This window comes from Methylocapsa palsarum, assembly GCF_900114285.1.
GTDB classification, from domain to species: Bacteria; Pseudomonadota; Alphaproteobacteria; order Rhizobiales; family Beijerinckiaceae; genus Methylocapsa; species Methylocapsa palsarum.
The window spans coordinates 1-19,453 of record NZ_FOSN01000002.1 but is presented as its reverse complement, the minus strand read 5'-3'; the positions used below and the strand labels follow the sequence as shown (position 1 = coordinate 19,453).

At 62.8% G+C, this 19,453-nt stretch carries 18 protein-coding genes; 7 read left to right on the top strand and 11 right to left on the bottom strand.

The genetic code is table 11. From position 1 onward, the window contains the following. Positions 1-561 (bottom strand): carboxymuconolactone decarboxylase family protein, encoded by a 561-nt coding sequence (locus BM177_RS02940; protein ID WP_091677696.1) that lies wholly within the window; start codon positions 559-561, stop codon positions 1-3. An 80-nt stretch (positions 562-641) separates the two neighbouring features. Further along, a complete protein-coding gene (locus BM177_RS02935) occupies positions 642-1,193 on the bottom strand; it encodes a hypothetical protein (RefSeq protein WP_091677691.1) in 552 nt (183 codons plus the stop codon). 546 nt (positions 1,194-1,739) lie between these two features. Here BM177_RS02935 and BM177_RS02930 point away from each other — a divergent pair. Then, positions 1,740-1,919, top strand: coding sequence for a hypothetical protein (locus tag BM177_RS02930; RefSeq protein ID WP_139223488.1), 180 nt, complete (start codon positions 1,740-1,742; stop codon positions 1,917-1,919). Positions 1,920-1,981: 62 nt separating this feature from the next. Here the strand turns inward: BM177_RS02930 and BM177_RS02925 are convergent, their stop codons facing one another. The 4 genes from BM177_RS02925 to BM177_RS02910 all read right to left on the bottom strand — a co-directional run bounded on the left by BM177_RS02925 (position 1,982) and on the right by BM177_RS02910 (position 8,864). Next, the gene (locus BM177_RS02925; protein ID WP_175492475.1) at positions 1,982-4,948 is read right to left on the bottom strand and encodes a PAS domain S-box protein; all 2,967 of its coding nucleotides are present in this window, start codon (positions 4,946-4,948) and stop codon (positions 1,982-1,984) included. 140 nt (positions 4,949-5,088) lie between these two features. After that, a complete protein-coding gene (locus tag BM177_RS02920) occupies positions 5,089-6,465 on the bottom strand; it encodes a glutamate--cysteine ligase (RefSeq protein ID WP_091677681.1) in 1,377 nt (458 codons plus the stop codon). 186 nt (positions 6,466-6,651) lie between these two features. Continuing rightward, positions 6,652-7,458, bottom strand: a complete 807-nt coding sequence (locus BM177_RS02915) for a DUF937 domain-containing protein (protein ID WP_091677678.1) — start codon at positions 7,456-7,458, stop codon at positions 6,652-6,654. Positions 7,459-7,508: 50 nt separating this feature from the next. Continuing rightward, entirely contained in the window at positions 7,509-8,864 is a 1,356-nt protein-coding gene (locus BM177_RS02910; protein WP_244532067.1) for an MATE family efflux transporter, read from the bottom strand. A gap of 363 nt (positions 8,865-9,227) precedes the next feature. Between BM177_RS02910 and BM177_RS02900 the strand changes: the two genes are divergently transcribed. After that, on the top strand, positions 9,228-10,211 hold the full coding sequence (locus BM177_RS02900; RefSeq protein WP_091677670.1) for a cation diffusion facilitator family transporter: 984 nt from the start codon (positions 9,228-9,230) through the stop codon (positions 10,209-10,211). Positions 10,212-10,224: 13 nt separating this feature from the next. On the opposite strand, the gene BM177_RS02895 is transcribed toward BM177_RS02900, so the two are convergent. From BM177_RS02895 to BM177_RS19410, 5 genes are all read right to left on the bottom strand, one after another. Then, on the bottom strand, positions 10,225-10,845 hold the full coding sequence (locus tag BM177_RS02895) for an ABC-type transport auxiliary lipoprotein family protein (RefSeq protein WP_091677666.1): 621 nt from the start codon (positions 10,843-10,845) through the stop codon (positions 10,225-10,227). 105 nt (positions 10,846-10,950) lie between these two features. Then, a complete protein-coding gene (locus BM177_RS02890) occupies positions 10,951-12,024 on the bottom strand; it encodes an MlaD family protein (RefSeq protein WP_091677663.1) in 1,074 nt (357 codons plus the stop codon). A gap of 47 nt (positions 12,025-12,071) precedes the next feature. Next, complete coding sequence (locus tag BM177_RS02885; protein WP_175492494.1) at positions 12,072-12,860, bottom strand: ATP-binding cassette domain-containing protein; 789 nt, start codon at positions 12,858-12,860, stop codon at positions 12,072-12,074. 141 nt (positions 12,861-13,001) lie between these two features. Continuing rightward, positions 13,002-14,141: an ABC transporter permease gene (locus tag BM177_RS02880; RefSeq protein WP_091677656.1), complete on the bottom strand. Its 1,140-nt coding sequence runs from the start codon at positions 14,139-14,141 to the stop codon at positions 13,002-13,004. Between the two features lie 284 nt (positions 14,142-14,425). Continuing rightward, entirely contained in the window at positions 14,426-14,668 is a 243-nt protein-coding gene (locus tag BM177_RS19410; RefSeq protein WP_139223487.1) for a hypothetical protein, read from the bottom strand. Positions 14,669-14,941: 273 nt separating this feature from the next. On the opposite strand from BM177_RS19410, the gene BM177_RS02870 reads away from it, so the two are divergent. The 5 genes from BM177_RS02870 to BM177_RS02850 form a co-directional block, all read left to right on the top strand. Beyond that, complete coding sequence (locus BM177_RS02870; RefSeq protein WP_091677646.1) at positions 14,942-15,994, top strand: hypothetical protein; 1,053 nt, start codon at positions 14,942-14,944, stop codon at positions 15,992-15,994. Positions 15,995-16,004: 10 nt separating this feature from the next. Continuing rightward, positions 16,005-16,367: a copper resistance CopC family protein gene (locus BM177_RS02865; RefSeq protein WP_091678685.1), complete on the top strand. Its 363-nt coding sequence runs from the start codon at positions 16,005-16,007 to the stop codon at positions 16,365-16,367. 68 nt (positions 16,368-16,435) lie between these two features. Then, the gene (locus tag BM177_RS02860; RefSeq protein ID WP_091677642.1) at positions 16,436-17,473 is read left to right on the top strand and encodes a CopD family protein; all 1,038 of its coding nucleotides are present in this window, start codon (positions 16,436-16,438) and stop codon (positions 17,471-17,473) included. 149 nt (positions 17,474-17,622) lie between these two features. After that, entirely contained in the window at positions 17,623-18,603 is a 981-nt protein-coding gene (gene dgcA, locus BM177_RS02855) for an N-acetyl-D-Glu racemase DgcA (protein ID WP_091677638.1), read from the top strand. A 428-nt stretch (positions 18,604-19,031) separates the two neighbouring features. Next, the coding region (locus BM177_RS02850) for a hypothetical protein (protein ID WP_139223486.1) at positions 19,032-19,453 on the top strand (422 nt) is incomplete at its 3' end.

Below are 19,453 nucleotides of genomic sequence, written 5' to 3'. Positions count from 1 at the left end.
TTAATCCGGCACGGGAACGTCGAACGCGTTCAACGTGACCGAGACGAGACAATAAAGACCGACGAGATAGCACAGTTCCGCCGCGCCGTGCGGTCCGAAGGCCTCGACGGCGGCCCGATAGGTCAGTTCCGGCAAAACTCCGCCCCCGGTCAGCGCGGCGGCGACATCGTAAGCGACGCCCTCCTCGGCGCTCAAATCCGCAGGCCGCTGCCCGGCGACGATGGTCGCGAGTTTGGCGTTCGGAAGCTTGTCCTTTTGCGCCACGGCTACATGCGCATAAATCTCGTATGCGGCCTTGAAATGCGCCCCGGTCACGAGGATTGCGACCTGCCGGACCGAATCCGGCAACGTCGATTCGCCAGAGAGCGCTTTGGTCAAATCCCAGATCGGCTTGCCGATCCGGGGTTCCTGCAGCCAGGGGTTCCACGGTCCCATCAGGGCCCCGTCGTCCCTTTGCGTGACGAAGCCGCCGAACCCTTTCGCGATCCCATCGCGCATGTCTTCGTAAAGGGGACGTTGATCGGGCGACAGATCAGAAGGCGCAATGAGCGGAAGACGCATGTCCAGGGCTCCTGTTCAGACGAATTCACAGGCGGAATTTGATAGCTCGACCTTCAACGCTGAATTCGCTCAAAGGGTTGTCAGCGCGATTTCTCGTCGCGAGAACCTCGAAACGCCAGAAACAGGCCGATCAGGGCGATAATTCCCACAATCGCGAAAGCCGACCGCTCGACCCAGGCGATGGTGGGCACGCCAACCGCCATGGCGACGCCAAGGAAACAAACCCGCCAGGAAGAGATATGCACGCCCGCGACGAAGGTGCCGAGGGCCAGCTGAAGCAGAATCATCAGCGAGACGCCTCGCGGATGAATCAGCCGCTGCACGTCGGGCAGTAGCGCGAGGTTCATCGCGATCAGAAACGCGAGCCAATGCAGAACCTGCCGCCAGATCAGCCGCCATTGCGCGCTCTTGTCGGGAGTGTCGGGCCACGCCGTGTACATGCAGACGAGTGCGATGATGGGAGTCATGAGCTCCCAGTACAAATTGACAGGATAACGCGCGACGCCAGTCATGGCGATGCCAAGGACCGTCAAGGCCAGCAGAATGAGATAAGGCCCCTCGCGCCGCATGAACTGCGTATTGAGCAGTCCCTTCGGCTTCAATTCGTCTTCTGACAATCGCGGGTCGCTCATGACGCCTCCTCAATGACTGTTCAAGCTGATGACGCGTCGGATCATACTGGTCCGCATGGTTCCCGCGCATCGCTCGAATTTCACAACCCGTTCGGGAGATCATCCAAGCAGCACCATGCTTGCCAAAGATGAGCCCTCAAGACAATCCCACAGGCCATGGAATTCCCGCCCACAGGCCATGGAATTCCCGGCTTCCTCCCACGGCGCTGGCGCGCCGCGACCGAAGACCGGCCCGGATCAAAGCGGTCTTCGTCTTGATGATTGATTTTTCCGGTGATAGTTTCACAACGTCGGCGGCGTCCGTCTTTTCCGCCTCATGAGCGTGAGGCGGAATAAGCTAATTCAGCCAACGCCGCCAAAGAAAGCAGAACCTCTCAAAGGTCGTCTAGAGCATATTCCGATCGGATTGAATCAATCCCATCGACAAGAATATGCTCAAGCATTTAACCTTGGAGCGATTTCTGATCGATCGCATGACTTCATGCGATCGGAAAGCGCTCTAAAGGCCGCCGCGTACCGGCCCTCATGATGGAAGGAACGTTCAAGATGTTGCCTCGCCGCTCTTTCTTATCTGGCGCCCTGGCCAGGGCCGCGATTTCTTTGCTGATCCTCTCGGGCGCTTCCGAGACAAAGGCGCAGGCGACACTGAATCCGCACCGGAGTCTCGCCCGCTCCCGCCGCCGCCGCGCGGCCAAGACGCGCCAGCATCACCCCGAGGCCAAGTAGGCTTCTGCGCAAGAGAGCGCTTTCCGATGGGATGGATTCAATCCCATCGACAAGAATGTGCGCTAGGATCCGATGGCGTTCTGGATCGCGCTGACGATCGCCGACGCAAGTTGCGTTTGCCGGAATGGCTTCGCCAGCCTCGGCAATCCGAGCCCCACCCCTTGAGCGAGGTCGGCGTAGCCGGTGATCAAAAGAACGGGGAGGCTAGGTCGGATCGCCCGCGCTTTCACGGCCAGTTCCGCCCCCGTCATCGCCGGCATGAGGTAATCGGTCAGGAGCGCGTCGATGCCGCTGTCGCGGCTGAGCAGCTCAAGGGCTTGCGCGCCGGACTCCGCCGCGCAAACCTCATGCCCCATCTCGATCAGCATCTCCATCGTTCCCGTCCGGACGAGTTCATCGTCGTCGACGAGCAGGATCGACATTCGGCGAGCCAGAACAACAGGCTCGTCGCTCTCGTCCAATCTGCCGGCGTCCGCGTCGCTCGCCAGCGGAAGCCAAAGAGCTATTTGCGTTCCGCGGCCGGGTTCGCTCTGGATCGCGAGGGCCCCGCTCGACTGCGCGGCGAGGCCATGCACCATCGAAAGTCCAAGACCGGTGCCCTTGCCAATATCTTTCGTCGAATAGAACGGCTCGACGGCGCGCTTCAAAGTTTCGCCGTTCATCCCGCAACCCGTATCGATGACGCGAACCCGCTCATAGGCTCCCGGCTCGAGATGCGGCGGACGATCAGGCGCTCTTTCGTCAGGCTTATCGACGCGAATCGTCAGGACGCCCTCGCCGGACATCGCGTCGCGCGCGTTGACCGCGAGATTGAGGATTGCGAGTTCAAGCTGATTCGCGTCGACGCGAACGGCCGGCAAATCCTGCGCAAGCTCGAGTTCGAGTCGAACCCCCGGCCCGACAGAGCGGGAGATCAGATCTTCGATTCCCGCCACAAGGCCGGCTAAATCGACGGCGCGCGGCTCAAGATGCTGGCGCCGGGCGAAGGTGAGCAGGCGCGAGATCAGCGTCGTCGCGCGCTCGGCCGCCTGCTGCGCTCCGGCCACCAGCCTTTGCGCCCGCGCGTCGCCTTCAATTTTCTCGCGAATGATGTCGAGACCCCCGACAATCGGCGTCAGCAGGTTATTGAAATCATGCGCCACGGCGCTGGTCATTTGCCCGATCATGTCGAGTTTCTGCATCTCGTGCAGCTGGGCGAGCGCGCTCTCCCGCTCGGCGGTCGCCGCCTGCACGCGTTCTTCGAGGGTCATCGAAAGGTCGAGCAGCGCGCTTTCCGCCGCGCGTTGCTCCGTCACGTCGGTGTGCACGCCAACCCATTCGCGGACAGACCCTTCCTCGCCCACCAGCGCCGGAACAGCGCGGACCGAAAAACGCCGCCATTCGCCGTCATGCCGTCGCACGCGGTGCTCGAAAATGAACGTCCTGCACCCCGCCACCGCGGCGTTCCACGCCTCGACCGTCGGCCGCACGTCGTCGGGGTGAATGGCGTTCGACCAGCCAAGGCTCTGATATTCGTCGAACGTCTGCCCGGTCAGCGCGGCCCAGCCGGGCTGCTCGCCTCTCATCCGGCCGCTCGCGTCATTGGTCCAGAGGATGCCCTGCACCGCATCCACAGCTGCGCGGAACCGCTGTTCGCTGATCGCAAGGTCCGCCTCTGTGCGTTTGCGCTCGCTGATGTCCATGACCGATCCGACGTAGCCGAGAAAGGCTCCATCCGGCCCGAAACGAGGCGCGGAAACGTCGATGACCCAACGATATTGTCCGTCCGCCACGCGAAGGCGATATTCGAGATTGATCGGCTCATGCTTGGAGTTGGCCTCGACGGCGTCCCGCGCCGCCTCGGCCGCGTCGTCGGGATGAATAGCGTCGAGCCAGCCGAAGCCAAGCCCCGTCTCAGGCGTCTGTCCGGTGAACTCATACCAGGATCGCGACAGGTAAGTGCATGCTCCGTCGGCCGCCGTCATCCAGACCATGACCTGCGCGCTGTCGGCAAGGTTGCGGAAGCGCGCTTCGCTTTCGCGCAGACGGGACTCCGCGCGGGCCCGCTCCGCCGAGGCGAAGGTGCGTTCGGCGACCTCCTTGACGAGCAGAACATCGCCCTCCGTCCATCGCCGCGAGCGCTCGTTGAGGACGAACATCAGGCCCGCAAGAACGCCATCCCTCACGACGGGGGCGCAGATCAGCGCGCGCGTTCTGATCAGCGCATAAGCCACGGCGGCGCCGCCGGTCAGAGGGTGGGTCGCGGCGTCGAAGATGACCGCCGTCCGCCCCGCGCGCAGTTCGTCCGCCAGGCCGGAGCCGAAATCGTCGAGGCGGTGAACGCCGGCAATGCTCGCGAACCCCGGCGCCGACCAATCGTCCGCCACTATCGCGAGGCCGGACTCCGCATCGAATTCGGCATAACCGGCGCAGGACGCGTCAAGGTGACGCCCGAGCATCGCCGCGGCCGTGGCGATCCCCTCCCTTGGATCGCTTGATGCGCGAAGCCGGTCCCAAAGTTCGCTCCGGAACGCGACGCGGCGCTCGGCGAGGACCCGTTCGGTCGTCTCGCTCACGATACAGAGCACCCCTCCGATCCCGCCGGTCTCGTCGCGGAGGGCGGAATAGGAAATGTCGAAGGACACTTTTTCACGATAGCCGCGCCGTTCGATATCGAACGGCCGATCTTTGGCGAACACCGTTTTCCCGGTCGTCCGCACCTGGCTCAACATCGGTTCAAGATCGTCCCACAATTCCGTCCAGCTTTCCGCGGCGGGGCGCCCCAGCGCGCGCGGATGCTTGTCGCCAATCGAGGGCGCATAGGCGTCGTTGTAGAATGCGACATAGTCCGGACCCCAGAACAACACGATCTGGGCCTCGGAGGGAAGGACAAGGCCGAGCGCATTCTTCAGGGCCGCTGGCCACTGCGAAACGGGGCCGAGCGACGAGCCGGACCAGTCGCTCGCGCCGATCCTCGCGCCCATTTCGCCGCCATGCCGGAGAAATTCCGGGACTTCCGGCGAGCCGGCGCCGGACGAGCGATTGATCAACAAATTTTCCTGCTCTGACGCCGACGCACGCATACGCGCCCCCGCATTGGCTTAGATGAAAAACCTGTAAGCAGCGCCAAAGCATATAGGAACGTCGTCGCGAGCGCGACAGGGGTCAAGGCCCTGCGCGACAGGTTAGCTCAATAGACGCATTCCTCAAAGGCCGGAGCGACGCTTCCGCCCCATTCGCTTTTGTATCGGCCGATCAGCGCCTCGGCCTGCGTGCCCGCGGCGACCACCTCGTCCAGCGGATCGAGAAAGCAGGTTTCGTCCCGGCCTTCCGAGTCGCGCCGGTCGCGCCGCGCAAGACCCGCCCGAGCAAAACCGAGAACGTCGCTGGCCACATCGCGCAGTTTGCGGCCGGCGATGGTTGCTTCAAGCCCCAGCCGCGGCGCGTCCGCGCGCAGTGTCTCACGCGCTTCCGCCGTCCAGGGTTTGACGAGATCGAAGGCGGCGTCGAGCGCCGGGGAATCATAAAAAAGGCCCGTGAAAAGGGCGGGAAGCGCGGTCAGGAACGGCCTCGGACCAGCGTCGGCGCCGCGCATCTCAAGGTAGCGCTTCAAGCGCACTTCGGGGAAAATCGTCGACAGGTGATTGGCCCAATCCGAAAGGGTCGCCTGTTCGCCGGGCATCTGAGGAAGGGCGCCGGCGAGCAGATCGCGAAAGCTCGCGCCCGCGACGTCGTGGTACTCCCCGCCGCGTTTGACGAAATACATCGGCACGTCGAGCGCATAATCGACGTAGCGCTCAAATCCCATTCCGGGCTCGAAGGCGAACGGCAGCATCCCCGTGCGATTGCGATCGGTGTCGCGCCAGATCTCGGAACGCATGGACAAGAACCCGTTCAGCTTTCCATCCGTGAAAGGCGAATTGGCGAACAGCGCCGTCGCGAGCGGCTGCAGCGCCAGCGAAACGCGCAATTTCTTGACCATGTCGGCTTCGCCGGAAAAATCGAAATTGGCCTGCACGGTGGCGGTCCGGAACATCATGTCGAGGCCGTGGGAGCCGACCTTCGGCATATAGCCCGCCATGATCGCGTAACGCTGCTTCGGCATCATCGGCGTCTCGGCGAGGCTCCATCTGGGACTCATGCCAAGCGAAAGGAATCCGATGCCGCAGGGCCCGGCGATGACCTCGAGCGCGGTGAAATGCTCCTCGAGTTCGGATTTCGTCGCATGGATCGAGTCGACCGGCGCGCCCGAAAGTTCGAATTGCCCACCGGGTTCGAGCGAGATCGCCCCGCCGCTTTTGTCGTCGAAGAGCCCTATGATATTGGGCCCGTCATTGATCGGAGCCCATCCCAGTCCGCGCTCCATCGCGCGAAGGAGCGATCCGACCCCGCAGCGCGAAGCGCCGCCGTGATAGGGGACCGGAGATTTATTGTCCTTATAGAAGGGAATTTTTTCGTGTTCGGTGCCGATTTTGAAGTCTTCGGGCGGTCGCGAACCCGCTTCGATCCAGGCGACGAGTTCGTCACGCGACCCGATGGGCGTTGAATCCGAAACGTCGCGGGCCATCGTCTGCTTTCGTTTACGCCGGTCAATGCGATGCGGAGGGAAGCGCGCGCGCTCCCAAACGCACCGCGCAACTTCATAGGCGAGAGCGCGCGAGGGGGCAATGCAAGAGAATTGAACGGCTGGCTTTCCTCTGCGGCGCAACCGCTCAGAAAACGCCGGGCCCCGTTCCCGAAGGCCCGGACCGATTCAGGCCTTGTGATCGAGAATGTCGCCGATTTCCTTGTTCAACCCCGCATGCGCGGTCGGCGCCGCGGGCGGGGTCCCAGGCTGAAGCATCTTGTTCAGCGCCTCGAGCGCCGCTTGAATCGATGTCATGTCAATTCCGGGAGCCTGGGGCGCGGGCGCGGGCGCGGGCGCGGACGGAGCTGGAGCCGAGCTTGAACGCGACAAAAGCCCTCCCAATATGGACCCGAGAATTCCGCCAAGTCCGGACGGCGAGGGCGCCGGAGCGGGAGCTGAGGGAGCCGGCGCGGGTTCAGGCTGGCCGCCGCCGAGGACCTGGCCAAGGATCGAACCAAGACCGCCCTGCCCCGAAGCCTGCGTCAATTGGGCGAGGATTGGGCCAAGACCCTGATTTTTAAGGGAGTTCGACATGCCGCCGAAAAGCATCGAGGCAATGACGGGCAGCATTCGTTCAAGCAGGTCGGGGGCGACGCCGCTGGCCGCGGAAGCCCGCTGCACGACGGCTTCGTCCACATGGCGCTCGCCGAAGATCTGGCTCAGGATTTCCGCGCCCTTCTCGATCGTGGTGCTGGACTGCGACGCCGCGGGATCGGCGAAGGCCAGAGCGTGCTGGCCCTCTTCCATTGCGCTGAAAATCGAGCCGAGAGCGAGCGGCTCGGATGACTTGCTCAAAAAGGCCTCCGACAGTGCGGGGGTGAGCGCCTTGACGGCGGCGTCGGCCTCATCGGGCGAGATGTTGAACTGCTTCGCCAGATTTTCGATCGCCTCCCCGCCATGAGCGCTTTGCAAGATCTCGTAGAGATTGAACATTTTGGTCCTCCCGGTTTTTTTATTCCGCCGAACTTCGCCGGCGGACGATCTTACGCATCTTTGTGGTTCTTTGCGAGCCGCCCCGTCACCCAATAGGCGGCGACGACGGCGCCGACGCCGAAAAGGGCCGAACCGGCGATGAGGCCGAGATAGCCGCCTTCGGGACCGTAATGCGCCGCCCCGAAGGTCACGAAGGGGATCGCGCCAAGCGTCGCCCGGCCCCAGTTGAACAAGGTTGAAAGGAACGGAAAGCCGAGATTGTTGAAGGCCGCGTTGGCGACGAAAATGGCGCCAAGAAACAGCCAGAGCGGGCCCCCGTAGGCGCAAAAGAAGGTCACGAGGTCGGCGGTTTCGCCCTTGGCGTGAAACAGGTCGACGACGAGCGGCGCGGCCTGCCGCAACGCCAGCGCGACGACAACCACATAAAGCGCGGCGACGACGAAGCAATTGGTGAGCACTTGCCGGACCCGGCCGATCAGCTTCGCGCCGAGATTTTGGCCCATGATCGGGCCGACCGAACCAGACAGCGCGAAGAGCACGCCGAACGCGACCGGATTGACCCGGTCGATGATGGCGAAAGCCGCCACGACGGCGTCGCCGAATTGCGAAAAAATCCGCATCGAATAGGCGCCCGCCACCGGCGCGGCCAGATTGGTCAGAATCGCGGGGACCGCGATCCCCATCATCGCCGGAACGTCGGCGATGGCCGCCGCCGCGCTCGGGCGCGCGATGAGCCGATGCTTGCGGGAGGCGCCGTGAAGACCGACGACGACGAAAATGATCCGGGAGATGATCGTGACGATGGCGGCGCCGTTGACGCCGAGGCCGAAGCCAAAGATGAAGACAGGGTCCAGCGCCGCCGTGGCGAGAGCGCCCGCAAGGGTGACATACATCGCCCTGCGCGGGTCGCCGATAGCCCGCAGGATGCCGGCGAGGGACATGCCAAGACCGAGAAAAACAGTCACCGGCAGCGTGATCGCGAGATAGGTCGCGCCCACGTCAAGCGCCTCCCCCCGCGCCCCGAACAGCATCAGGATCTCCCGCCGCAGCGGCCATGCGGCGCTGCTGACGAAGGCCGTCACGAGAACGACGTGGACGAGGCCGGACGCGGCGAACCGTCTCGCCGCCGGCCTGTCGCCCGCGCCGATCGCCCGCGAGACGAGCGCGCCGATCGCGATCGACAGGCCGATGCAGATCGAGACCGAAAAAAACATCACCTGCGTCGCGAAGCCGACGGCCGCCGTCAGGTTGGCGTCGCCGAGCCGCGAGACGTACAAAAGCGACAGAAGGTCCACAAGAAAGATCGATATCAGCCCCACCGAAGCGGCCGCGGTCATGACCACGACATGGCGCATCGTAGAGCCTTCGGTGAAAACGGCGGGCGGCGAAACCGGGTCGGATTGCAATGGAATGTTCACCTTTCGAAGGCGTCAGGACCTCGAACGCGTCAGGACCTCGAACGCGTCAGGACCTCGAACGCGTCGGGACCGCTCGTGGAGACGCGGGTTTTGAGGAGCCTCTGGTCTTTCCGGCGGAAGGTTCGGGGACTTCGTTACGCCGCCGACAGCTTAGAGCATATTCCGATCGGATTGAATCAATCCAATCGACAAGAATATGCTCAAGCCTTTGAATTTGAAGTGATTTCCGATCGATCGCATGACTTCATGCGATCGGAAAGCGCTCTGAAGGGATGATTCAGGCCACGAAATGATATAGGAAGCGCGCCTGACGCAGGATCTGGCGGCGCGAGCCGGAACGATGGATATCAGATGAGCCATTCGCACGATCATCACATCGAAGACGAATCTGGCGAACCCCATGGCCCTCCTCATCATCATCGCCCGGGCCATTCCCACTCCCATTCCCATGCCCACGCGCCGGCCACTTTCGGCTACAGGTTCGGCGTCGGGATCGCGCTGAACCTCCTGATCGTCGCCCTCGAGCTGATCTACGGGATCATCGCCCACTCGGTCGCGCTGATTGCCGACGCCGGGCATAATCTTTCCGACGTGCTCGGGCTTTTCGTGGCCTATGCGGCGACGATCGCCTCGGCGCGGGCGCCTTCGCCGCGCTTCACCTACGGGCTGCGCGCGACCTCGATCATGGCCGCCCTGTTCAACGCAGTGTTCCTGCTCGTCGTCACCGGGGCCCTCGGTTATGCCGCGATCGAGCGGCTGTTTCGGCCAGAGCCTGTCATCGCCGGCGCGATGATGGCGGTCGCCGCCATTGGCATGGTCATCAATCTCATCACCGCCGCCTTATTCGCGTACGGACGCAAGGGCGACCTCAATATCCGTGGTGCGTTCCTGCACATGGCGGCGGACGCCGCGATCTCCGCTGGCGTCGTCCTCGCCGGTTTCGCCATCATGCTGACCGGCAGGCTGTGGATCGATCCCCTGGTGAGCCTTGGGATCAGCGCGCTGATCATCGCCGGAACCTGGGGTCTTCTGCGCGAAAGCCTCGCCATGGCGCTCGCCGGAGTTCCAGCCGGGATCACGACAGCGGAGGTGCGCGACTACCTCGCCGACCTGCCGGAAGTCAGCGCGCTGCACGATCTCCATATCTGGCCGATGAGCACCAGCGAAACCGCGCTCACCGCGCATCTCCTGACGCCGGATGGCCATCCGGGCGACGCGTTTCTCGCGCAGACGGCAAATGAATTGCGGCGGCGATTTGGCATCGGACACGTCACGCTTCAGATCGAGGTCGATCGGGAGACCGTCTGCGCGCTGGAGCCGGACCACGTGGTCTGAGGCCGGCGAAATTTCAGATCCGGGGCGCGGTCCAAAGCACGATCTGCCGCATCACGTCGCCGAGCGCGGAGTCGAGGGCCGCGGCGACGTTCGCTCCGTCATCGCCTGCCGCGGGCGCGCTCGCGGAAAAGATCTTGCCGGCGGCGATCCGGTCGTTCTGTCCGATCAATTGCGCGGAAATCTCGACCACCGCTTCGCGGCGCCCCGCATCGAGCTCGAACCTTCGAATATCGGTCTGAAGCTTGTAATCGGCAAGAATGCCCGGTCTGCCCACCGCCATCAGCAGATGCGCATTGCCGAAGGTCTCGATCAGCCGGTTCTGGATCAGCGCCGGCAATTGATCCGCCCATTGCGCGCTGCCGAGATAGGCGACCGCATCCGAACTCGTGCGCACGACAATGCGGTCGGAGTCGGTTGGCGCAATGGCGGAAGGCTCCGCCACGGCGACCTGACCACGCCGGCCGGCGCGCGCCTTGAAACTCATATCGGGCGCGCTGAGGTCGAAGGTCGCTCTTGGCGGCGCGGAGCATCCGCCCGGCAAGGCCGCCAGAAGGGACGCGAGGAGCGCAATGAAAGACGCGCCGCCATGACGCGTCTCTCGCCTCATGGCGCCCACATTCTCGTCCCACGCCATGCCCGATCCGTTCCGCTTCGCGCAAAGCGGCCAGTAAAAGCCGCCCTGTCTTAAAAGGCTTTTAATATCAGAAACGCCCGGGGGCGAGTTCACGCGGGAAAGGGATCAACGCGCCGGATAATCGGGAATCTGCTGTTTCTTGCCGAAGATGAACTGTTGCGGGTTGTTTTCGATCGAGCGAATGGCCTGGCTGAGTTCTTCCAGCGTCTTGCGGCCTTCGACGGCCAAAGCCTCGTACTGGCGCAATCCCGATCCGGTAAAACGAGCGAGGTTGCCTCCGATCTCCTTCAGACGCGCGTCGAGATCGTCCGACAGCTTGCGGAACGATTTCGCGGCCGCCGCGACTTCGCCGAAAACGCCTTTCGAGTCGCTCGTCGCAAAAAAGCCGTTGAGGCTGGTCAGGACCGCGTCGACCTTGTTCGACGCCGAGTTGAGTTTCGACGACATCTCCGAAAAATCCGTCATGATGGATTTGACCTTGGCCGGATCGACGGCCTTCACCACATTGTCGGCGTCGGTCGTAAGGGTCTCGAGCTTGGCGGTCAGCGGTTTGATCGATTTTCCGACATCGGCGATGGCCCCCATGAAATCCTTCAGCCCGCCGGCATTCGCGGCGAGGGCGTCGCTGAATTTTTCCGCGTTCTTGATCGACGCGTTGATCGAGCCGGAATTCTGGTCAAGCAGCTTGTTGGTCCGGTCGAGGAACTCCGAGGCCTGACCCGCGACTTGCCGCGCCTTTTCGAGAAGGTCCTGGAAATCCGACCGGTCGGCGATGATCACGCCCGGCGCTCCGTCCGGCCCGGGTGGCAGGGGCGCCGCCGCTTCGCTTCCGCCCGACAATGCGACCGAGGCGACGCCAGTCAGCCCCGTGGCCTCGAGCCGGGCCTTGGTGTCGGTGCGGATCGGGACGCGGCCGTCGATCTCGATGAGAGCGTAGACTTTGGTCGGATTGTCCGGTTCGAAATCGATCCTGGTCACGTCGCCGACCCTGACGCCGTTAAAGAGAACGGCGGCCCCGCGCAGCAAGCCGGACACCGAGCCCGTGAAGACGACTTTGTAGACGTGTCGGCCGCCGGGCTTGTCGCCGCCGCCCGAAAACCAGATGACGAAGCTGAAGGCCGCGGCGATGACCGCCAGGGTGAACCCCCCGATCAGGGCGTAGTTTGCGCGGGTTTCCATCGACTGGTCCTGTGTCCTTGTCCTTTGATCGAAAACCCGGCGTCTGCCTATGACGCGTTATCGAAGCCAGCCCCGCCATTGAGGCGAGCCTCGCCGAGGTGTCCCGTCGCGCCTGCCTTGGCTCGGCAGGCGACATTCTCGGGATCGAACTGGCGCGCCCTTTTGCCATGGAAATAGGCCTTGAGCCAAGGATGACCTGACGCGAGCATGGTTTCGATTGGGCCCGCCGCGATCACCTTGCCCTCCGCGAGGGCCGCGATCCGGTCGCAAATCGAATAAAGGCTGTCGAGATCATGGGTCACCATGAAGACGGTGAGCCCGAGCGTCTTTTGCAGCGTGCCGATCAATTCGTCGAATTCCGCCGCGCCGATGGGATCGAGGCCCGACGTCGGCTCGTCCAGAAAGACGAGTTCAGGGTCGAGCGCAAGGGCCCTCGCCATCGCCGCCCGCTTGATCATGCCGCCGGACAATTCGGACGGATATTTGTCGGCGGCGTCGAGCGCAAGGCCGACAAGCTCAATCTTCAGCATCGCGAGCTCGTCGGCCAGGCGGGGCGACAAATCGAGATGCTCGCGCATCGGCACCTGAACGTTTTGCTTGACGGTGAGGCCCGAAAACAAGGCGCCCTGCTGAAACATGACGCCGATACGGCGTTCGATGCTGTCGTATTCGCGTTCCGACACTTCATCGAGATCGGCGCCGAAAACTTCGATCCGTCCCGAGCGTTTGGGAAGGAGACCAAGGATGGTCCGCGTGAGGACCGACTTGCCGGTGCCGGAGCCGCCGACGACGCCGAGCACCTCGCCACGATAAACATCGAGGTCGAGACCTTTCATGATGATCTTGTCGCCAAAACCCGCGACAAGGTCGCGGACGCGGATCACGACGTCCGGGGCCGCGGAGCCGAGGACGCCGGCGTCGGCCGGACCGAACGTGGACAAGGCTTCACTCAATGCGCGGACCCTCAAAGCGCTGGTTCAATACCGGATTCCCGCGAAAAAGGCGCCAAACAGTCCATCTACGACGACCACCATGAAAATCGCTTTAATGACCGATGCCGTGACCCTGCGTCCAAGCGATTCCGCCGAGCCTTCGACGGCGAAGCCCTCGACGCAGGAGATGAGGCCGATGACAAGGCCCATGAACGGAGCCTTGATCATGCCGACCATGAAGGTGTTGACGCCGATCGCCTCGGGAATCAGCGCGATGAAGCTGGTCGGCGTGATGCCGCCATAGATCCAGCTGACAAGGATGCCACCGAAAATGGCGGACATGTCGGCGATGAAGGTCAAGAGCGGCAGGCAGACGATCAGCGCGAGGATCCGCGGAACGACCAGGACTTCGACAGGCCGCAAGCCCATGACGTGCAGGGCGTCGATTTCCTCGCGCATTTTCATTGAGCCGATTTCGGCGGTGATCGCCGAACCCGACCGGCCCGCGATCATGATCGAGGTCATGAGGACGCCGAGTTCGCGCAGGACCAGAACGGAAACAAGATCGACGGCGAGGATGACCGCGCCAAAGCGCCGCAACTGGAAAATGCCCTGCTGCGCGATGATGGCCCCGACGAGAAAGTTGATCAGGGCGATAATCGGCACGCTGCGCACGCCGATCGTCTCCATCTGGGAAACCAGCGAGACGCCGCGGAAGGACTTGGGGTGAATCACGCTTCTTGCGATCGAGGCCACCACTTCGCCAAGAAAGCCGACGCTTCTGACGAGATCCCTTCCCGCCTCGGCGACGCTTTCGCCGACATCGGCCAGCATCGAGAAAAGATAAAAATCCCGCTTGCGGCGCGGCGCGTGAAAGACGCGGTAACCGGCCTCCTGCAACAAGAGCCCGTATTCTGGACTGATCGCTTCGAAACTGGCGTCGACGCCCTTGGCGGCGAGATCCTGGCGTGTCTTGTCGATCAGCCAGGCGCCCGCGGTGTCGAGGCGCGAGACGCTGCGAAGATCAAGAACGGCTTTGCGCGCCGCGCCCGCTTCGCGCAGGAGCGCGCTCGCCTCCGTCTCCAGCCCCGCGGAGGCGTCGAGAGTCCAGTGTCCGGCGAGCCGGAGACGCACGGCGTCGCCCGAACGCTCGCACGTGAAGGTCGGATCGTCCGGCAAATCCATCCTTCGCGTCTTCCACCGATCGACAAAGCCAAGCCTCTCTTTTACGTCTTGGATGCGGCGAATTCTAGGCCGCCCCGCCATATATTCGCCGCGAACGCGCCCTCGCCGAGATCTGTTTGTTGCTTCATTGCAACGGCCCGGCGCAAACGAAGTTTCAAGGCCTTCTCCACCTGGAGTTAGGGTTGACGGCGGCAAGAGGAACCTCCCATCGTGCTGCGGTTGCAATCGAAAATGGGCGCTCACGCCCAAGGTGTCTTGTCGTGCTGGCGGGTGGTTCGGGAAACTCACAAAAACTCCGTGGCGCGATGCGTCTCGCGGCCTGCCTTTGGCGCAGCCATGTCGCGCTCGCGCTTGCTGTTTTGCTGGTTCTCGCCGCCCCTCTTGCAAATAGCGGCCGGCCCCTGGCGGCGCAGGCGCAGCAGCAACACACCTGGATCGATTCCGGATCCGCCAGCCAGGTCCGGGCGGCGGCTCCCTTGCACTGCCAGCACGCGCGAGGAGAATCGCGCGGCGAAAACGGACATCATCGTCCCTGCCATGGCGATCGCTGCCTTTGTTGCGGCCTGACAAGCTTCGCCGACGCGTCGCCGTCTCCGGCGACGCTGGAGACGCATTATCCCACGATACGCGCCAAGATCGCTTTTCCCGGACAAATCGCCGATTTACGCCCGAGACCCATCGCGTTCGACGGACGCCCTCGAGGACCGCCTGCCCTCATCTGACTGCGATCGCCTGCCGGCTGTCCCGCGCCGCAAACGCGCCGGGCGCCAAACGAACGTCTTTCAGATTGAGGATCAATCATGTCTCGTCATCTCACTCTTCGCTTCGCGGGCGCGGTGAGCGCCATAGCGCTTCTTGCGGGCGTCAGCCCGACGCTCGCCCACACCATCGTCGGCAACCGCCTGTTTCCCGCGACGCTCACGGTCGACGATCCGGGCGTCAACGATGAACTGACGCTGCCGTCTTTCGCGTTTTCACAATCGGCGAATTTCGACGGCTCGCTCGCTTCGATGAACTACAATGTCGGGTGGGAATACGCGAAAACGATCACCGCCGATCTCGGCATATCGGTCGGCTCGGAAGGATATAATTGGGCGAAGATCTATAATCCGGGGCAACCCAATTCCTACGCCCAGGGATGGTCCAACATCGAAACCCAGTTGAAATACGTCTTCTACCAGAACCCCGAACACGAGTTCATCATCGCTGGAGCGATCAGCGCCGAATGGGGCCACACCGGAACCGTGAACTCATCCATCGCCGCCGACGCCTATACGGCGATCACGCCGAAACTTTATGTCGGCAAGGGCTTTGGCGATTCTTCGATCGACTGGGTGCGCCCCTTCGCGGTCACCGGCGAAATCGACTATACATTCTCGACGCATCCCAATGATTACTCTCTTCAAATCGACGACAGCGGCAATCCGTTCATCGCGCTCGACCAGACCCCGACCGTGCTGACCTATGGCTTCACGGTTCAGTACAGCCTCTTGTACATGAACTCCTTCGTCAAAGAGGTCCCGGAGATCTTCAGCCGCCTCATCCCGACATTCGAAGGCGTCTTCAACACGCCGGTTTCAAACATTGGCCCCTCGGTTTCCGGCAACTGGCCGCCCAACCACGTCACCACGGGCACGGTCGGACCCGGCGTCTACTACATCGGCAATTATTTCCAGATTGGCGTCACGACGCAGTTTCCCATCAATCTGGCCAGCGGCAAACACGTCGGCGTTCTCGCCAACCTGGATCTTTTCCTCGACGACATCTTCCCGGACACGATCGGCAAGCCTCTGTTTGGTCCGCCCCAGCCGCGCGGCCTGCAACAGACCGTCACCAGCGCGATGAGTCACTGAGGAGAGCATGATGATCCGTTTCCTTAAGATTGCTTCTGGCGCCGCATTCGTCTGCGCGCTCGCGACCGCAGCTTACGCTCACGCGTTTCTTGACCGCGCCATTCCGGGAGTGGGCGCGACCGTCAGCGGAGCGCCAGCCCAGCTTCAGCTGAGTTTTACTCAAGACATCGTCGCCGCATTCTCCAGCGTGCAGATCGCCGCCGTCGGCGGCGGCGCCGTTCCAGCCGGAAAGCCGACGCTTTCGGCCCCGAACGTCTTGTCCGTCACTCTTGGCCATGCATTGAGGCCAGGGGTCTATCGCGTCAGTTGGCACGTCGTTTCGGTCGATACGCATGCGACCTCTGGATCCTACCAGTTCACGGTCGCGCCCTGAATCAAGGCGCAGCGCTCGTTCGGGCGGCGTTATGGCCGGCGAACGCCTACGCCGCGCGGAAATGACCCATGACGATCTTCCAAATCCTCGCCTTGGCCGCGCAAGCGGCGGAGGCGACCCCGACCCCGCCCGCGGACATGGGAAGCATGCCCTCGCAGCCGGACGGAATCATCACGATCTTTCATGTCCTCGTGCTCTCGCGATGGATCCACTTCGCCGCGGTTTTCGTCCTCTTTGGCTCCTCATTCTTCTGGTTCTACATGGGCCGCGAGAGGCTGCTCGCGGGACCTGGCGGATTGCCCAAAACCCTGCGCGCGACGACACTACTCCTTCGCGTCGCCGCGCCCGTCGCGGCGATCTCGGGAGTCGCGTGGCTCGCCGGAATCCTGGCGAACATGACAAGCGGTTTTTCAAATCTCGCCGATCCCGAAAACTGGCGCCTCTTCTTCTTTGAAACCCAATTCGGGCCGGTGTCGGTCCTGAGACTGACGCTGCTGGCGGCAGCCGTCGTCGTCACCCTTCTGCCGTGGCGAAACCGGGCATGGTTTTCCGCGCTTCTCCACATTGGCGCGCTCCTCCTCATCAGCCAGGCATGGCTCGGCCACGCCAATGAGGGCGGCGAGGGTCTTTACGGCGCCGCCATGATCATCGCCTACGCGATCCATGCGCTCGCCGCCGGCGCCTGGGTTGGCGGCCTGCCGCCGCTGCTCTTCGCCTGCGTGGAGCAACGGCATTTCGGTCCCGAGGACGCGCGGATCTGGACCATCGACGTGTTGACGCGTTACTCGTGGATGGCGATCGTCGCGGTGGCGCTCATCGTCGCCAGCGGAATCGCCAATGCCGGCTTTCGCGTCGCCGGATCGTTCGACAAGCTGTTCGACACAGGCTACGGCGACGTGTTGTTCACCAAGATCGGCGTCGTCGCCCTGATGCTGGCTTTAGCGTCGTTCAACCGTTTCATCGCGATGCCCCGGCTTCGCGCCGCGACCCTTTGCGGAATGAAACAGATCAACAAGCTTCGCATCAGCGTCGCCGCGGAACTCCTGCTTGGAATCCTGGTGCTTCTTGTCGCTGCGGTCCTCGGGATCACGCCGCCGCCGCAATAGGTTCGTAATTCGGCCCTCGAGTCCGATCAGACAGGGCCGCGCGGGCTCGGCGACTTTCGGCTTGCCCGAACCGGACCTTGCCGGACCTTGCTGAACAGGGCTCCCCTGCGCGCGTTTGAGCGCCTTTTCAACATGTGCGGACCATATTGATGCCTCTGCTTTCGATCAGCGTCGAGCGATTCCCGATCGCCGGGCGATTCGTCATATCGCGCGGCGCCAAGACCGAGGCTATGGTGGTCATGGCGACAATCGAAGACGATGGCGCGCGCGGGCGAGGCGAATGCGTGCCCTACGCCCGCTATGGCGAGAGCGTCGAGACCGTTCTCGCTCAGCTCGCGTCGGTCCGGTACGCCATCGAGGCGGGCGCTGATCGCGCGCGATTGCAAGGCCTTCTTCCCGCGGGCGCGGCGAGAAACGCGCTGGATTGCGCGCTTTGGGATCTCGAAGCGAAACGGACCGGAGTTCCCGCCTATCAGATCGCCGGCCAGCACGCGCCCTCGCCGGTGACGACCGCTTACACGATCTCCGTCGGAACGCCTCGGGACATGGCGGAGGCTGCGGCAAAGGCGCGCAACCGGCCGCTTCTCAAAATAAAGCTCGCAGGCGAAGACGACGGCGCCCGCATCCGCGAGGTGCGGCGCGCGGCGCCGGACGCAAGCCTCATCGTCGACGCCAACGAGGCGTGGACGCAAGCCAATCTCGAACGCAATCTGCACGCCTGCGCCGAAGCAGGCGTCCGTCTCGTCGAACAACCCCTTCCTTCGCAGCACGACGCGGCTCTCGCCGCGATCGACCACATCATCCCGATCTGCGCCGATGAAAGCGTTCACGACCGAACCGGCCTCGAAGCCCTGAGAAATCGCTACGACGCGATCAATGTCAAACTCGATAAGACGGGCGGCCTGACCGAAGCTCTGGCCTTGTCGGAAGCAGCGGAGCGGCTTGGATTCACCCTCATGGTCGGGTGCATGGTCGCGACCTCCCTGTCCATGGCCCCCGCGCTTCTACTCGCCGCCCGGGCGCGTTTCGTCGATCTCGACGGACCGCTAATCCTGGCTGCCGACCGCGCCGAGGGGCTCGCCTACGAGGGCTCGGTGATCCGCCCGGCAAAACCGGCACTGTGGGGCTAGAGCATATTCCGATTGGAGTGAATCAATCCAATCGAGAAGAATATGCTCAAGCTTTTGACTCTGGAGCGATTTCTGATTGATCGCATGAACACATGCGATCGGAAAGCGCTCTAGATCCGGGTCATTCCCCGATCAGAGACCACCAGCCCGCCACCTTGCGGCCGTAACCTTCAGCGTTGCAGCATAATAATGCCCCGCTTGCGTCATGACGCAGACACCCTGCCCAAATAGTTATGCTTTAGCTTTGACTGACGATTATGATGCATCAACATGCGTCATTTTGTCCCAAGTCAAAAAGCTAAGGTTAAGGCATGATTAACGCACGACGATATTTCTCAGTCGTCAGACGATTACAAGAGAGGCCATAGATGCAGTTGAACTTTTCCTTCCGGATACCGCGACGACTTTCCGGAATCGGCGTCGCTCGAATGCGCTCATTCTTCTCCGCAACCCTGCTTGTCATTTTTGGCGGAACCGCTCTCGCCGAGCCGTTCATTTTCAATGCCCCGCACACGGCGAGACCCGGAGACTGGATGAGCCTGACGGGGCATGCTTTTGGACCCAATCCGATGGTCTTCATGAAGCCGGCGACGGAAGCCAATTCGTTCCAGATTCAGGGACCAAAGACCGTTGACGTCGCCGTCAATTTCCAATTGCCCAAGATCAACCCGTTGACGCAGCAACCCATCCCGTTCACCCAATATGAGATCTGGACGATGAACCCGGGCTTCGGTTTCAGCCATTCGCACGTGTTCATCAACGCGCCCCGCGCCATGCATTTCGATTTTCCGCAGGTCGCAAGCTCAAGCCCGCTGCGCATTTTCGGCCGCAATCTCTATCTCGGCGCCGG

Excerpts from the sequence above, each read along its gene's own strand:
- BM177_RS02860 (WP_091677642.1), top strand. The coding sequence starts at position 16,436 with ATGACGATCTTCCAAATCCTCGCCTTGGCCGCGCAAGCGGCGGAGGCG.
- BM177_RS02915 (WP_091677678.1), bottom strand. The coding sequence starts at position 7,458 with ATGTTCAATCTCTACGAGATCTTGCAAAGCGCTCATGGCGGGGAGGCG.
- BM177_RS02920 (WP_091677681.1), bottom strand. The coding sequence starts at position 6,465 with ATGGCCCGCGACGTTTCGGATTCAACGCCCATCGGGTCGCGTGACGAA.
- BM177_RS02890 (WP_091677663.1), bottom strand. The coding sequence starts at position 12,024 with ATGGAAACCCGCGCAAACTACGCCCTGATCGGGGGGTTCACCCTGGCG.
- BM177_RS02900 (WP_091677670.1), top strand. The coding sequence starts at position 9,228 with ATGAGCCATTCGCACGATCATCACATCGAAGACGAATCTGGCGAACCC.
- BM177_RS02940 (WP_091677696.1), bottom strand. The coding sequence starts at position 561 with ATGCGTCTTCCGCTCATTGCGCCTTCTGATCTGTCGCCCGATCAACGT.
- BM177_RS02930 (WP_139223488.1), top strand. The coding sequence starts at position 1,740 with ATGTTGCCTCGCCGCTCTTTCTTATCTGGCGCCCTGGCCAGGGCCGCG.
- dgcA (WP_091677638.1), top strand. The coding sequence starts at position 17,623 with ATGCCTCTGCTTTCGATCAGCGTCGAGCGATTCCCGATCGCCGGGCGA.
- BM177_RS02895 (WP_091677666.1), bottom strand. The coding sequence starts at position 10,845 with ATGGCGTGGGACGAGAATGTGGGCGCCATGAGGCGAGAGACGCGTCAT.
- BM177_RS02935 (WP_091677691.1), bottom strand. The coding sequence starts at position 1,193 with ATGAGCGACCCGCGATTGTCAGAAGACGAATTGAAGCCGAAGGGACTG.
- BM177_RS02870 (WP_091677646.1), top strand. The coding sequence starts at position 14,942 with ATGTCTCGTCATCTCACTCTTCGCTTCGCGGGCGCGGTGAGCGCCATA.
- BM177_RS02880 (WP_091677656.1), bottom strand. The coding sequence starts at position 14,141 with ATGGATTTGCCGGACGATCCGACCTTCACGTGCGAGCGTTCGGGCGAC.
- BM177_RS02885 (WP_175492494.1), bottom strand. The coding sequence starts at position 12,860 with ATGAAAGGTCTCGACCTCGATGTTTATCGTGGCGAGGTGCTCGGCGTC.
- BM177_RS02865 (WP_091678685.1), top strand. The coding sequence starts at position 16,005 with ATGATCCGTTTCCTTAAGATTGCTTCTGGCGCCGCATTCGTCTGCGCG.
- BM177_RS19410 (WP_139223487.1), bottom strand. The coding sequence starts at position 14,668 with ATGATGTCCGTTTTCGCCGCGCGATTCTCCTCGCGCGTGCTGGCAGTG.